Origin of the sequence: Flavobacterium sp. (assembly GCF_046153165.1) — a bacterium.
Taxonomy (GTDB): domain Bacteria; phylum Bacteroidota; class Bacteroidia; order Flavobacteriales; family Flavobacteriaceae; genus Flavobacterium.
On sequence record NZ_JBJXEN010000004.1, the window covers coordinates 1 to 14,990 of the forward strand.

The window sequence follows — 14,990 nt, forward strand, 5'->3', positions numbered from 1 at the left end:
GACAGGAATTTTATGAAGGAATTTATCCTTTGGGCATTAGTCGAATATGATAAATTAAGTAAAGATCGTTTCGAAAATGGTTACCAATTTAAGGATATGTATGGAAGCTATATTAGTAAATTATAAACTAGAGAGTTGTAAATAATTAAATTTATGGTTAATAAAAAAGGGTTTAGAAATTTCCTAAACCCTTTTTTTATTCGTTATTATCTGGTTTCAAGTTAAATAATGCAAAGTTTTTACATTTTTTTTCGTATGCTTTAAACGAAATATCACTTGGATTAGTAATACAACTTTTTAGTGTGATTTTATCTCCAACTTTAAAGTTAGAAACTACCATTTTATAATCTAGTAAGTATTCTCCACAAAAAAAGTTTCCGTTTTCGTCTTTTTCAATAAGTCCAGTAAAAAGACCTTTTTTTTCTAATGATTTCATAAATATTTGTTGTACAATTCTAATTTTCGACAAAGTTACTATAATTTTGTCAATTCATTTAGAATTCTTAGATTGTAGTTTCAAAATATCTAAAATAAATACTCTTCTGTATAAATTATGAAAATAAACTGTTATTGTAACTCTAATAAACTATTCTCTGAATGTTGTGAGCCATATATTTTAGATATTCAAAAAGCACCAACAGCTAAAGAATTAATGGCTTCTCGATATTCAGCTTATTGTATTCATGATGTAAATTACCTGATGGGAACAACACATATTTCAACTAGAAAATTCCATAATAAAATTGAAACACTAGATTTTGCTACTAAAAACCAATGGGTAAAACTTGAAATTATTAACTTTTCTGAAGCTATAGTTGAGTTTAAAGCATATTACATAGATGAAAATAATAACAACCAAATTCATCATGAAAAATCTAAGTTTAGGAAAGAAGATGTAAACTGGTTTTATGTTGATGGAGAATGGTATTAAAAATTATGTTGTTTAGACTTTTGTAATATGATGTAGTGTTTACGTTACTTTATGCTTTTCTTAACTATGACATATTTTTTTCTTTTTTAAATTTCATTACTTTTGTTGCCAAATGAGAATAGTAACTTTCTTTATATCCCTATTTTTACTCTTGCTTGGTGGCAAGGATTATTCTTATGAGGTTAATCAAAATAGCCATATTGGCTACTCTTCAACTGAAACACTTACAAAAAAACTTAATGTAGGATTCATAAATGAAGATTTTGGTGTTACAGTAATAGATGATACTGATTCAGATTTAGATGAAGATCATTTAAGTAATGAGGATGTTAAAGAAGGAAGTCAAAATAAACTTTGTTTCGATAAAACTAATTTACAAATTGTTTGGTTTTTATCAAAGTTTCATTTGTCTATTTTAAATTATTATAACAACCGTTTTAGAATTTTTTCTCACTTTTGTGGATTCTCAAATCCTATTTATATTTTACAAAGAGTTTTAAGAATTTGATTTCTTATTTTTTTAGATCACTAAAGATATAATCTTACATATATCTTGGTGGTTTTATAGTAATCATATTTTTATTTTCTATTTAATACTTAGAGAATAATCCATTTTTACAACAACAAAATCCCCTGAATTTAAAGCGTTTTAGCGCTCCAATTTTATTTTAAACACCATGAAGAGAAATGTCTTATTCACAGGCTTGATTGCCTTGTTATGTCTTACAAGCTGTACATCAAAAAAAGAAGAAAAAGAAGAAATTAGCAAATTTACCGTTACCAATCCTGCTGTAATCGACACTTCGTTTACCAAAGAATATGTTTCGCAGATAAAATCGGTACGAAACATCGAAATCCGAACACAAGAAAAAGGATTCCTACAAAATATTTATGTTGACGAAGGACAATATGTAAAGGAAGGGCAATTACTGTTCCGAATTATGCCCAAAATGTATGAGGCGGAATTACTAAAAGCGCAAGCCGAAAGCAAGAGTGCCGAAATAGAATTGCTTAACGCTAAAAATCTTGCCGACAAGAATGTTGTATCCAAAAGCGAGCAAGCTTTGGCACAAGCCAAACTCGAACAGGCGAGAGCTGAAGTTGCCATGGCAAAACTCCATTTGTCTTTTACCGAAATTCGAGCGCCTTTTTCTGGAACTATCGATAGGCTTCCAAAAAAATTGGGAAGCTTACTTGAAGAAGGAGAATTATTAACCAGTCTTTCGGACAACAGTAAAATGTTTGCTTATTTCAACGTTTCAGAACCCGAATATTTGGAATATGAAGCCAATGTAAAAGGGCGTGGAAGTAATACAGTAAGTTTGCTTTTGGCAAATGGACAACTATTGAAATACAAAGGAAAAGTAGAGCTTATAGAAAGTGAGTTCGACAGCGAAACGGGAAATGTTGCCTTTAGGTCTAGTTTTCCAAATCCAGATAAATTATTAAAAAACGGAGAAACGGGTAAAGTTCAAATGACGGTTCCTGTGAAGAATGCATTGGTGATTCCGCAAAAAGCAACTTACGAAATTCAAGACAAAAAATATGTTTTTGTAGTCGATAAAAACAATGTAGTGAAGTCTAAAGAAATAACCATTACTGGAGAAATGCCTGATTTGTATGTCGTGAAAAGTGGGATTACTACAACAGACAAAATTTTGCTCGAAGGCGTTCAGAAAGTGAAGGATGATGACAAAATTCAATACGATTTTGAGAAACCCGAGGAAGTTCTGTCACATTTGAAATTAAAAGCTGAATAGTTCTAATACTTAAAACCTAAAAAATGTTTAATAAATTTATAGAAAGACCCGTATTGTCGATAGTAATATCGATTATGATCGTCTTGCTCGGGGTTTTGGCAATGACTCATTTACCTGTCACACAATTGCCTTCTATTTCGCCTCCAAAAGTAAATGTAACAGCAGAATACCCTGGAGCGAATAACGAATTATTGATAAAAGCAGTTGTAATTCCGCTAGAAAGAGCCATCAATGGTGTTCCTGGAATGAAATACATTGCCTCGGATGCAGGAAATGATGGAGAAGCTTCTATCCAAGTAGTATTTAATTTGGGAACCGATCCAAATCAAGCTTCAATTAACATTCAGAATAGAGTAGCTTCGGTAATCAATAAACTGCCACCTCTTGTAGTGAGAGAGGGAGTTAAAATTACTAGAGAAGAATCGAATAATTTAATGTATGTGAACTTGTATAGCGAGGATCCAACGATGGATCAAAAGTTCTTATACAACTTTACAGATATTAATATTCTTTCGGAACTTAAAAGAGTTGATGGTGTTGGAGAAGCAGACATTGTAGGAAATCGAGATTATGCTATGCGTGTTTGGTTGAAACCTGACAGAATGTTGGCTTACAAAATTTCTGCCGATGAGGTAATGAAAGCTTTAGAAGAGCAAAGTCTAGAAGCATCACCTGGAAAAACGGGAGAAAGTTCTGGAAAACGCTCTCAAGCCTTTGAATATGTATTGAAATATTCGGGACGTTTTACTACGCAAGAACAATACGGAAATATTATTCTAAAATCGAATCCAAACGGAGAAATACTACGTCTGAAAGATGTTGCCAATATAGAATTTGGAAGTTCGATGTACGATATTTATTCTAATTTGAATGGAAAACCATCGGCTGCAATTACCATCAAACAATCGTATGGAAGTAACGCCAGTCAGGTTATTAAAGATGTAAAAGCAAAATTGGCCGAAATCAAGAAAACCTCCTTCCCAAAAGGAGTGAATTATGAAATAAGTTACGATGCTTCCAAATTTTTAGACGCTTCTATCGAAAAAGTAATACATACTTTGGTTGAAGCTTTTATTTTGGTAGGATTGGTAGTGTTCTTGTTTTTGGGGGATTGGCGCTCTACCATTATTCCTGCTATTGCAGTACCTGTTTCGCTTATTGGAACATTTGCTTTCATGCAATTCTTTGGAATAAATATAAATTTGGTTACATTGTTTGCTCTTGTTTTGGCTATTGGTGTCGTGGTCGATGATGCCATTGTTGTTATCGAGGCTGTACACGCCAAAATGGAAGAAGATCATATTGGACCACTTAAGGCAACCAAAAAAGCTATGCATGAAATTAGTGGTGCCATTATAGCCATTACCTTTTTGATGGCAGCGGTGTTTATTCCTGTTGCTTTTATGTCAGGACCAGTAGGTATTTTTTACCGTCAGTTTTCTATTACTATGGCAACGGGTATTATTTTGTCAGGGATTGTTGCGCTTACGCTTACACCCGCACTTTGTGCTATGATGCTCAAAAATGCGCATGGTGTAGCGAGAAAGAAGACGCCTTTGAATAGATTTCTGGATGGTTTTAACCATAAATTTGACCAACTTACTGGAAAATATCAAGGTGTATTGAGAAAAATCATCAACAAAAGAGCGGTTACTTTTATCGCCTTTATCACTTTTTGTACGGGAATATTTTTCTTAAACAATAGTCTTCCAACAGGATTTATTCCAAACGAAGATCAAGGAATGTTTTATGCCATTATACAAACACCTCCAGGCTCTTCATTAGAAAGAACCAATGATGTAGCTTTAAAATTGCAAAAAATTGCAGAAAAAATTGAAGGTGTACAATCGGTATCGGCATTGGCAGGATTCGAAATCTTGACCGAAGGAACAGGATCCAATTCTGGAACGTGTTTGGTTAACCTAAAAAACTGGGAAGATCGAGAGCATTCTGCTAATGAAATTATGGCTGAACTTGAAGAAAAATCCAAAGATATAACAGGAGCTACTATTGAGTTTTTTCAACCACCAGCTGTACCTGGTTATGGTGCAGCAGGCGGATTTGAATTGCGTTTACTTGATAAAGCAGGTTCGGGTGATTATAAAAAAATGGAAACCGTAAATAATGATTTTGTAAAAGAATTGAATAAACGTCCTGAATTATCATCGGTATTTAGTTTTTATAGTGCCAGTTTTCCGCAATATATGATGAAAATTGACAACGATATTGCCCAGCAAAAAGGGGTTACAATAGATAATGCTATGAATACACTTTCGACCTTGGTGGGTAGTAACTATGAAATTAGTTTTATCAAATACGACCGACAATACAAGGTAATAGTTCAAACATCGCCAGAATACAGGGCTTTACCAGAAGATATTATGAAATTGTATGTCAAAAACGATCGTGACGAAATGGTGCCGTTTTCGGCTTTTATGAAAATGGAAAAAGTCTATGGTTTGTCTGAAATTACAAGACATAATATGTACAATGCCTCCGAAATAAGTGGGCAATCTGCACCAGGATACAGTAGTGGTCAATCTATTAAAGCTATTCAAGAAGTTGCGGAAAAAAGTTTGCCAAGAGGATTTGGTATCGACTGGGCAGGAATTTCCAAAGATGAAGTAGGTCGAGGCAACGAGGCTGTTTATATCTTTTTAATCTGTTTGCTTTTTGTTTATTTGGTTTTAGCGGCGCAATATGAAAGTTTTGTATTACCATTTGCTGTAATACTATCACTTCCAGCAGGTATTTTTGGATCGTTTTTATTGCTTTCTATTTGTGGATTAGAAAATAATATTTATGCACAAGTTGCCTTTGTTATGCTTATTGGTTTGCTAGGTAAAAATGCTGTTTTGATTGTAGAATTTGCCGTCCAAAAGCATGAAGCAGGAGCCACTATTCTTGAAGCCGCCATGGAAGGAGCTAAAGTTCGATTCCGCCCTATTTTGATGACTTCGTTTGCTTTTATTGCGGGATTAATACCATTGGCACTAGCCTCTGGGCCAGGTAAAATCGGGAACAGAACCATTGGTACTGCTGCTCTTGGAGGTATGCTTTTGGGAACTGTTATTGGAGTATTGCTGATTCCAGGATTGTACTTCATCTTTGGTAGTATTGCTGCAAAAATCAAGATGGTCAAAAAACAAAATAATAACCCATTAACCGAAGAAATCGATCACAATGTATAAATTTAAGATATATCAATATATTATTGCTTTGAGTATTTGCCTTTTTGTGGTAAGTTGTAAAACTCCAGAAATTGCAGCATCAAACACTAGTAAAACTATTCCAGAAGCTTATGAAAATCCTAGTAAGGATACAATAAATACAGCCGCTATTCCCTGGAAGAATTTTTTTAAGGATCAAAATCTTGTAGATTTAATAGATACTGCTCTAAAAAATAATCAGGAACTAATGATTACTTTGCAGGAAATTGAAATTGCAAAGAATGATATTAGAATGAGAAAAGGAGCACTATTGCCATCTGTTGGTATTGGTGCTGGTGCAGGAGTCGAAAAAGTAGGAAGATATACTAGCCAAGGTGCGGGTGATGCTACTACAGAAATAAAACCAGGAATGGAATTCCCAGATCCGTTAACGGATTATAAGTTGGCGGCTTATGCACACTGGGAAGTAGATATTTGGAAAAAATTGCGCAATTCAAAGAAAGCTGCGGTTAGTAGGTATTTGTCTACTATTGAAGGTAAAAATTTTGTAATTACAAACCTAATTGCCGAAGTGGCTGATTCTTACTACGAATTATTAGCTTTGGATAATCAATTGCAAATTGTAAGACAAAATATTCAACTGCAAACTAATGCTTTAGAAATTGTAAAAATTCAGAAAGAATCTGCAAGAGCTACTGAATTAGCAGTTCAAAAATTCCAAGCTGAAGTATTGTCTTCTAAAAGTAAAGAGTTTGATATTCTTCAGGATATAAAAGTAACAGAAAATAGAATTAACTTTTTACTAGCTCGCTATCCTCAAGAAATAAAAAGAGATAATAGTAACTTTTTAAGTTTGTTGCCATCGGCTATCCAATCAGGAATTCCTTCTCAATTATTAGCTAATCGCCCTGATATTAAACAAGCAGAATTAGAATTAGTTGCAGCAAAGTTAGATGTAAAAGTAGCTAGAGCAGAATTTTATCCATCATTAGATATTTCTGGAGCAATAGGTTTGCAAGCATTTAAACCCTCTTATTTGTTTCAATTACCAGAGTCATTGCTTTACTCTTTAGCTGGGGATTTAGCTGGACCACTAATTAATAGAAATGCAATTAAAGCAGAATTTAAAAGCGCAAATGCGCGCCAACTTCAAGCGATGTATAATTATGAACGTACTATTTTAAATGCCTACTTAGAGGTTTCTAATCAACTTTCTAAAATTAATAATTTAGAGAAAAGTTATGATTTAAAATCACAACAGGTAGATGCGTTGAACAGATCGATAGATATTTCTAATGATTTATTTAAATCTGCAAGAGTAGATTACTTTGAAGTACTAATGACACAAAGAGATGCATTAGAATCTAAACTAGAACTTGTAGAAACTAAAAAAGAACAACTAAATACGGTAGTTCATGTTTATAAAGAACTAGGAGGAGGTTGGAAATAAAATAATTAATTTAATAACTAAAAAAAACAGTTGCAAGAAATTTTTGCAACTGTTTTTTATTTTAAGCTGTTTTTACCCTATAACAATTACTGTTTTTTAATAATATTTTCACTAGGATAAACAATTAAATTTATAACCTGATCTTTTTCTTTTTTAATCTTAATATTATATTGTTTTTTAATTACATCACCTTTCTCTTGGGTATAAAGAAATTTGTCTTTTACAATTTTCCAATCAGGATAATTTTTATACACCATATAAATCACATTTGCTGGAAGTTTTACATTTTTGTACTCTTCTACAACTCTTACTAATTTTCCATCTGAGTTATATGTTGCAGCTAGTGTATTATCATTTAATTCCATAACAACTAAATATTCTTCATAACCTTCATAATCTTTACCTAAATCATATGAAATTAGTTTTTCTTCAATTTTAGCAACAGTATTATCTGGATTGTTATAGCTTGGCAAATAATGAGAAAAATCCTTCCTAGCACTTTTAATTACAATTTCAGGTAAAATGATTAACTTTAGACTATCATTTCTTTTTATTTCTTTTTCAGGTTTTTTCACCTGTGAGAATACAGGCAAACTGGAAGAGATAAGTATTAAAATTGCAATTAATATAATGTTATTTTTCATGACTTAAATATATTTTTTAGTACATATATGTACAGCAAATTTCACATTCATTGATTGTAAAATAGTTACATAATTTAAAAAAAGACTTACATTATTCACATGTTATGATTAAAAATCGAGTTATAATATAACATTTATTAATAATTATATAAAATAATATAATTGAAATGAATCGATCTTTACTCATGAAAATTAAATATACAATAAATGAAAATCATTAAGCATTCTGGAGACATTGTCGATTTTGATAGAAGTAAACTTAAAACTTCTCTTTTAAAATCGGGAGCTAATGAGAGTCTTGTTGATCAGGTTATTGAATCTATTGAAAAGAAAATATATGAAGGGATTACTACAAAAAGCATTTATAAATTAGCGTTTAGTTTATTAAAAAAATCGTCTAACTCTCATGCTGCCCGCTATAATTTAAGAGTGGCTATAGAATTATTAGGACCAACAGGTTTTTTCTTCGAAAAATATATTTCAAGACTTTTTTTATCGGAAGGCTATCAAACAAGAATTAATTTAACCTTGCAAGGGAAATGTATCTCGCATGAAATAGATGTTATGCTTAAAAAAGAGGAAATTATTACTATGATCGAATGTAAGTTCCATGCTAAAAGAGAAGTCAATTCGGACGTAAAAGTTCCCATGTATATTTTATCTCGTTTTAATGATCTAAAAGATAAAACATATCCTATTTTTTCTAATAATGACAAAATTTCAAAATGTAAAATTATTACCAATAATAGATTTACAACAGATGCTATAACTTTTGCAATGTGTTCAGGCTTAGATTTATTAAGTTGGGATTACCCAATAAATAATAATCTAAGAACCAAAATAGATAATAATAATTTATATCCCATTACTTGCTTAACTACATTGTCATTGTCAGAAAAAGATAAATTACTCATTTTAGATGTCATTATGGTAAAAGAAATAATTAATAATTCTGAATCATTAGAAAAAATAGGTTTAAGCACTAGTCGAATTAAAAATGTTTTGAAAGAGGCATCAGAATTATGTAAATATATTTAGAAATTATGAAAATAAGATTTATTGGAGGAGCGGGAACAGTAACAGGGTCAAAAACATTAGTGGAAAGTAAAGGGATTAGAATTTTGATTGATTGTGGTCAATTTCAGGGGATAAAACCATTACGGGAACTCAACTGGGAACCATTACCCATTTTGCCATCTAGTATCGATTTTGTTTTACTTACACACGGTCATTTAGACCATTGTGGTTGGTTGCCAAGATTAGTAAATCAAGGGTTTAAAGGAAAAATTTATTGTACAAGTCCCACAAAAGACATCACAAAATTAATTCTTTTAGACAGTGCAAAAATTCAAGAAGAAGATGCATTTAGGGCAAATAAAGATAAATTTTCAAAACATGAAGTAGCTGAACCTTTATATACTGTAGAACAAGTAGAACATGTTTTCCCTCTTTTTAGAGTGATAAAACAAAATGAAGTTGTATCTCTAGATGCACAAATTTCGGCAGTTTATAACAATGCGGGACATATTTTAGGAGCTTGTAGTATCGAATTAACTCTCGAAAACAAAACACTAGTTTTTTCAGGAGATATTGGCCGCGATAATGATTTGTTAATGTTTCCACCTTTAAAGCCTAAGAAAGCAGATTATGTTTTCCTTGAGAGTACTTACGGAAACAGATTACATCCAGATACCAATACAAAGGAAGAGCTTGAAACATATATTAACAATGCGTTTCAAAAAGGTGGAACTATCATCATTCCTAGTTTTACTGTAGAGAGAGCCCAAACTATTATGTATTTACTTTGGCAATTGAAGGAAGAAAACAAAATCCCCAATATTCCTTATATAATTGATACTCCTATGGGTATTAGTGTACTTGACATTTTTGCAAATAATAAAAGTTTGCATAAACTCCCTGAAGAGGATTTTGTAGCCATGTGCAAAATGTTTACCATGATTACTAATTATGAAGAAACCATCGAAACAATTTATAACAAAAGTTCAAAAGTAATTATTGCTGCTAGTGGTATGATTACTGGAGGAAGGGTTCTCAGTTACCTGGAGCAATATATTGGTTTGCCAGAAACCACAGTTATTATAATTGGTTATCAAGCGGAAGGAACACGTGGTAGAAAATTATTAGAAGGAGCCAAAGACATCAAAATTCATGGAAAATATTATGAAGTAAAAGCCAATATTCTTGAAATTGAGAGTTTGTCTGCTCACGCTGACCAAAATGGATTGTTAAATTGGCTTTCTGAATTGAAAGAGAAACCAACTAAAGTATTTTTGGTTCATGGAGAAAACCAAGCGGCTGATGAATTACGTATAAAAATTCAAGAGAAGTATGGGTTTAATACTTCTGTTCCTTTACTTGGGCAAGAGATTGAATTATAGTATTAAATGATAAAAATATTTATTCGATACAATAACCACTTAAAAATAGAATCTTAAAATTTAAAAAACCTTCAAAACAAATCCAAATAAAATAGGGGATAAGTAGCCAAGTTGCCACTTTCGAAAATTTATAAATTTGTATTATTGATATAAAAACAAGCACAATTAAAACTGTTATATTTAAAAAAGCAATTGATTCCGAATGAAATCTAAAAAATAGAATAGACCATAAAAAATTAAGAAACAATTGCGTTCCATAAAGTATAATGGTATTCTGTTTATTAAACTCTGATATTTTACTATCCCAAACAAGCCACAATGATATACCCAACAAAAAATATAAAACTACCCAAATAGTTCCAAAGAAATAAGTTGATAAATGCCAAGAAGGCATTACAATTGTATCATACCAATAATTGCTGTTTTTTTGCGAAAGAAGCACCGCACTTATTCCTACCAATTGACAAATTATTATTGATGCTGCTAATTTTACCGTCGATTGAATGTTTTTTAAGGTTGACATAATAAAGCGTTAAAGATTGGCTATAGACAATTCATTTTTACATTTATTGCTATCTTCCCATTCATTAATATTACTTAATGTAGTCTCAGCAATACCTGTTAAAGCTTCTGTTGTTAAAAATCCTTGGTGTCCAGTAACTAGAACATTAGGAAAGGAGAGGAGTTTATTAAACAATTCGTCTACAATGACATTGTTGAGGTGATTGCGAAAAAAAATATCTTTTTCATTTTCATATACATCTATTCCAGCAGATCCAATTGTTCCATTTTCTAAAGCTTCAATCAAATCTTCTGTTTTCACAATACTTCCTCGAGCAGTATTTATAAAATAGACACCTTTTTTCATTATCGAAAAAACAGTTTTATCAAATAAATATTTTGTTGAGGTATTAAGCGGACAATGCACGGAAATAACATCAGATTGTTTGCATAAATCCTCTAACGATGTGTAAATAATATTGGTTTTACTTATTAATTCTTTATTTTCTTGTACATCATAGCCTAATAGTTTACAGCCAAAACCATTCATAATATTTGCAAAAGCAGAACCAATATTACCAGTACCAACAATACCAACTGTTTTTCCATGCAAATCAAAACCTATTAATTGATCTAAACTAAAATCATTTTTTTTAATTAATTGTTGACCTAGAATAATTTTTCTATTTAATGCCATTAGAAGAGCAACCGCATGTTCAGCAATTGCATAAGGTGAATAAGATGGGACATTTGCCACTTTAATTCCTAATTTTTCTGCTCTGGCCAAATCGACATTATTATAGCCAACACAACGAAGTGCTATATATCTAACACCATATTCATATAATTTATCTAATACTTTATCAGAGGCATCACATGAAGTAAAAAGGGATATTGCTTTGTATCCTTGTGCTAATTTTGCTGTTGTCTCGTTTAATGCATATGCAGAGTAAAATAATTCTTGTTTATTTTTTACTGCTTTTTCTAAAAATGGTTTTTCAAAATGATGTGAACTGTAAATGAAGACTTTCATACTATTGTATATTAATGATTTATAAGAATTATAGATTGTCAATCTTACCTATCATGCAGCTGGCATAACTTTTTATTTTGAGCAATAAACCATTTTCTTCAGTTGCTTCTGGATAACCCATAGAATGAAGTTTATTTGTTATTTTTTCTCTTTCTACATTGTCATCATAAGTGACATGTACTGTGTCGGTTTCTTGATTAATTTTTACACTAGTTACACCATCTAACTTTAGTAACCCTTTCTTTATTGTTGTCTCACATCCACTACATTTTAAGTTAGCAATGATTATTTTTTCTGTTTTCATTTTTTTTTTTAGAATGTAAATTTTATAATTACTGATAATGAACGTATTACATAAAAATAATTATAACTTATATAATTATTAGTTTTTGATATTATTTTATAATTTGGGTTCTTTTTTTAAACCATTTGATTTTTCCCAATACTTTTTGGAAGGTAATCCTCTACGATTTGCCCATTTTTTAGCATGATTAATAGCTGTTGCTATAATAATTCCTGTTTTCAATTTTGTTTTAGAATACAATGCATTCGCTATTTGAATGGCTTTATTTCTTACTACTTGTGGTAGGTTCTTCATAGCGTTTGGAAAATCTGTTTTTGACCAAGGCATATTTTTATATTTTAAATAAGTAGACTAACAGATTGAATTTGAAAGGTCAAACTTTACTTTTTAATGTGCTATTTCATTTTCGTTACACATTTCAACACATTTGCGACAAGCATCAGCACATTCTTTACAATGCGCGATATTTGTATGTTTATCACACTCGTTGGCGCATCTTTCACACATTTGTGCACATAATTTTAAAAATATATCCACATTAGGAGAATTTCGTTCTACTAATTGTCCTGTTAAACGGCATATTTCTGAACAATCTAAGTCGTTTACCATACAAAGTTCCATATTGTTTTCTTTATCTAAATGACAGGCATCATAGCAATGTGTACATTGACCTGCACAGAAATTCAATACGTCGATTATTTTTTGCTTTTCCATAACTTTAAATATTTAAAAATTAATAATTAAGATTTTTATTTGTGTTACAAATTGAATTAATTCTAATGTTATAAATTATAAACTAGCCAATTTCCAGATCCATTGTGCTGATTTTTTATTCAATTTAGGAAATTGCATAATCATCAAATTGAATCCTTTTTGGCTCATTCTCCAATCAATATGTAAAGTTTGATTGATAGGATCATAAACATAAATTTTCTTGAAATGATGTTTGCTTTCTATTCCTGCTAATTGACAAATTTGTAAAGATTTTTGAAGAGCATCGATGATGTTTTCGGGCGATATATTTTCTGTAAAAGACAGATGACTTAAAGAATATTGAAGTTTAGAATCATAAATTGCTTCTTCAAAATTTCTTAAGTGAATAAAGTAATCATCAATTACTAACGGGACAATTTCATAGGTTTCCATAACTATTATTAGTATTTAGGATATTGCTTTCAATTCTTCAAATAAAGCCATTTGTTTCTCTGTTAAATTTTCTGGAATTTTCACTTGAATTGAAATATATAAATCTCCAAAAAAGGTTGGTTTTTCATAAATAGGCATTCCTTTTCCTTTAAGTCGTATGGTTTTGCCATTTTGAGTTCCAGCTGGAATTTTTATTTTCAATTTTCCGGATAATGTTTCGATAATTAGATCACTTCCTAAAACAGCATCATATAAATTGACATCTACAGTTTGGTGTAAATCATTGTTCTTGCGAATAATTTTGGGATGATCTTTAACTCTTATTCTAACAAATAAATCTCCTCGATTCCCTTCATTACTACCTTTACCACCTTTGCTTTTTATACGCAATTGTTGGTCAGTATAAGCCCCTGGTTTTGTAGTTACCCGAAGTTTTTCGTTCTCTAATTGAATTATTCTGCTTGTTCCAGTAAAAGCTTCTTCGAGCGAAATCTCCATTTCAGTTTCATAATCACTTCCTTTTCTGGATTGCTGTCTTGCTTTTTGGCCTCTACCTGCAAAGAACTGTTCGAAAAAATCTGAAAAATCTCCTTGATTACCAGATCCGAAACCTTCGTAATATTGCTGATTTGGGTTTTGTTGTTGGTTATAAGCTTGCTGGTTTTGTTGCCAATTTCCTCCCAACTCATCATATTGTTTTCTTTTTTCGGGATCACTTAAAACTTCATTAGCTTCGTTTACAAGTTTAAATTGTTCTTCCGCTTTTTTATCATTCTGATTTCTGTCTGGATGGTATTTTTTTGCCAAAGTCCGATAAGCCTTTTTTATCTCTTCTGGAGTGGCTTTTTTATCAATTTCTAGTATTTTGTAATAGTCTTTATAATCCACGATTTGTAAAAATTAAATAATATTTGAAGCGCAACTAATTTCAAAAAAGGCAAAGAATGGGATAATTAAAAGCTTAATTTTCATTGAATAATGATAATTCATTATTTACAGAATTAACTCCAGGAGCATTCCATGCTATTCGTTCTGCTTCATCTTTTTCATAGTATGAATTTACAATTCCGGACAATGTAACTTCATTAGCAATAACTTTTACTTTAATATTATCATGATTAATAGTCCAATTTCTAGCCAGCGCTTTTTCAATTTCTTTTTTCTCTACAAGATCAGCAACATCAGATTTTATAGTTATTTTGTTTGTTACACCTATAACTCCTAAAAGGTTTTTTACGGCATCATTTGCGGATTCTTTTTGGTAATTCCAATTTACAGTGCCTTCAATAGTGACCCAACCATTTTCTACTTTTACTTTTATTTTATCTTCTGGAATAGACCAATTCCATCTAAAAGCGTTTATTATTTCGGATGCTATCTCGGAATCTGATTTTTTACCATAGCTACCATATCTGATGTCTATTTTTTCAACGACTGCTTTTACACCAGAAACCATTTTAGCAGCATGCTCTGCTTCTAATTTTTTAGTATAACTATCAACAGTTCCTGTTAGTGTAACAATGCCGTCTTTAACAATTACGCCTATTTCTGCAGCATGTAATAATGGTTCCCATTTGATTGCATCTTGCACATCTTTTTGCAAACTTTCATTTGTTTTCATAATTTTATCCTTGAATTAGTAAATTAGTTAG

General features: G+C 31.1%; 17 protein-coding genes. 7 read left to right on the forward strand and 10 right to left on the reverse strand.

Annotation, left to right across the window (positions count from 1 at the left end; all coding sequences use genetic code 11):
* Positions 1-196: 196 nt before the first annotated feature.
* Positions 197-436, reverse strand: a complete 240-nt coding sequence (locus ACKVOV_RS00690; protein ID WP_409204854.1) for a hypothetical protein — start codon at positions 434-436, stop codon at positions 197-199.
* Positions 437-553: 117 nt separating this feature from the next.
* Between ACKVOV_RS00690 and ACKVOV_RS00695 the strand changes: the two genes are divergently transcribed.
* From ACKVOV_RS00695 to ACKVOV_RS00715, 5 genes are all read left to right on the forward strand, one after another.
* Complete coding sequence (locus ACKVOV_RS00695; protein ID WP_409204855.1) at positions 554-931, forward strand: YchJ family protein; 378 nt, start codon at positions 554-556, stop codon at positions 929-931.
* A 112-nt stretch (positions 932-1,043) separates the two neighbouring features.
* Complete coding sequence (locus ACKVOV_RS00700; protein ID WP_409204856.1) at positions 1,044-1,439, forward strand: hypothetical protein; 396 nt, start codon at positions 1,044-1,046, stop codon at positions 1,437-1,439.
* Between the two features lie 169 nt (positions 1,440-1,608).
* Positions 1,609-2,691: an efflux RND transporter periplasmic adaptor subunit gene (locus ACKVOV_RS00705; protein ID WP_409204857.1), complete on the forward strand. Its 1,083-nt coding sequence runs from the start codon at positions 1,609-1,611 to the stop codon at positions 2,689-2,691.
* A gap of 23 nt (positions 2,692-2,714) precedes the next feature.
* A complete protein-coding gene (locus ACKVOV_RS00710; protein WP_409204858.1) occupies positions 2,715-5,882 on the forward strand; it encodes an efflux RND transporter permease subunit in 3,168 nt (1,055 codons plus the stop codon).
* Positions 5,875-7,311: a TolC family protein gene (locus ACKVOV_RS00715; protein ID WP_409204859.1), complete on the forward strand. Its 1,437-nt coding sequence runs from the start codon at positions 5,875-5,877 to the stop codon at positions 7,309-7,311. The genes ACKVOV_RS00710 and ACKVOV_RS00715 overlap by 8 nt, the downstream gene beginning before the upstream one ends.
* A gap of 86 nt (positions 7,312-7,397) precedes the next feature.
* Here ACKVOV_RS00715 and ACKVOV_RS00720 read toward each other — a convergent pair whose 3' ends face one another.
* On the reverse strand, positions 7,398-7,955 hold the full coding sequence (locus ACKVOV_RS00720; RefSeq protein ID WP_409204860.1) for a hypothetical protein: 558 nt from the start codon (positions 7,953-7,955) through the stop codon (positions 7,398-7,400).
* A 207-nt stretch (positions 7,956-8,162) separates the two neighbouring features.
* On the opposite strand from ACKVOV_RS00720, the gene ACKVOV_RS00725 reads away from it, so the two are divergent.
* Positions 8,163-8,993, forward strand: a complete 831-nt coding sequence (locus ACKVOV_RS00725) for an ATP cone domain-containing protein (protein WP_409204861.1) — start codon at positions 8,163-8,165, stop codon at positions 8,991-8,993.
* A 5-nt stretch (positions 8,994-8,998) separates the two neighbouring features.
* The gene (locus ACKVOV_RS00730) at positions 8,999-10,354 is read left to right on the forward strand and encodes an MBL fold metallo-hydrolase RNA specificity domain-containing protein (RefSeq protein ID WP_409204862.1); all 1,356 of its coding nucleotides are present in this window, start codon (positions 8,999-9,001) and stop codon (positions 10,352-10,354) included.
* Between the two features lie 19 nt (positions 10,355-10,373).
* Here ACKVOV_RS00730 and ACKVOV_RS00735 read toward each other — a convergent pair whose 3' ends face one another.
* The 8 genes from ACKVOV_RS00735 to ACKVOV_RS00770 form a co-directional block, all read right to left on the reverse strand.
* Positions 10,374-10,877 carry a TspO/MBR family protein gene (locus ACKVOV_RS00735; protein ID WP_409204863.1) on the reverse strand — a complete coding sequence of 168 codons (504 nt, stop codon included), beginning with the start codon at positions 10,875-10,877 and terminating at the stop codon, positions 10,374-10,376.
* Between the two features lie 9 nt (positions 10,878-10,886).
* On the reverse strand, positions 10,887-11,888 hold the full coding sequence (locus ACKVOV_RS00740; RefSeq protein WP_409204864.1) for a 2-hydroxyacid dehydrogenase: 1,002 nt from the start codon (positions 11,886-11,888) through the stop codon (positions 10,887-10,889).
* A 28-nt stretch (positions 11,889-11,916) separates the two neighbouring features.
* The gene (locus tag ACKVOV_RS00745; RefSeq protein WP_409204865.1) at positions 11,917-12,192 is read right to left on the reverse strand and encodes a heavy-metal-associated domain-containing protein; all 276 of its coding nucleotides are present in this window, start codon (positions 12,190-12,192) and stop codon (positions 11,917-11,919) included.
* A 96-nt stretch (positions 12,193-12,288) separates the two neighbouring features.
* The gene (locus ACKVOV_RS00750) at positions 12,289-12,519 is read right to left on the reverse strand and encodes a hypothetical protein (protein WP_409204866.1); all 231 of its coding nucleotides are present in this window, start codon (positions 12,517-12,519) and stop codon (positions 12,289-12,291) included.
* A gap of 60 nt (positions 12,520-12,579) precedes the next feature.
* Complete coding sequence (locus ACKVOV_RS00755; protein WP_409204867.1) at positions 12,580-12,906, reverse strand: four-helix bundle copper-binding protein; 327 nt, start codon at positions 12,904-12,906, stop codon at positions 12,580-12,582.
* Positions 12,907-12,981: 75 nt separating this feature from the next.
* Positions 12,982-13,338 carry a hypothetical protein gene (locus tag ACKVOV_RS00760; RefSeq protein WP_409204868.1) on the reverse strand — a complete coding sequence of 119 codons (357 nt, stop codon included), beginning with the start codon at positions 13,336-13,338 and terminating at the stop codon, positions 12,982-12,984.
* Between the two features lie 15 nt (positions 13,339-13,353).
* Positions 13,354-14,226, reverse strand: a complete 873-nt coding sequence (locus tag ACKVOV_RS00765) for a DnaJ C-terminal domain-containing protein (RefSeq protein ID WP_409204869.1) — start codon at positions 14,224-14,226, stop codon at positions 13,354-13,356.
* A 73-nt stretch (positions 14,227-14,299) separates the two neighbouring features.
* The gene (locus ACKVOV_RS00770) at positions 14,300-14,959 is read right to left on the reverse strand and encodes a BON domain-containing protein (protein WP_409204870.1); all 660 of its coding nucleotides are present in this window, start codon (positions 14,957-14,959) and stop codon (positions 14,300-14,302) included.
* Positions 14,960-14,990 lie beyond the last annotated feature (31 nt).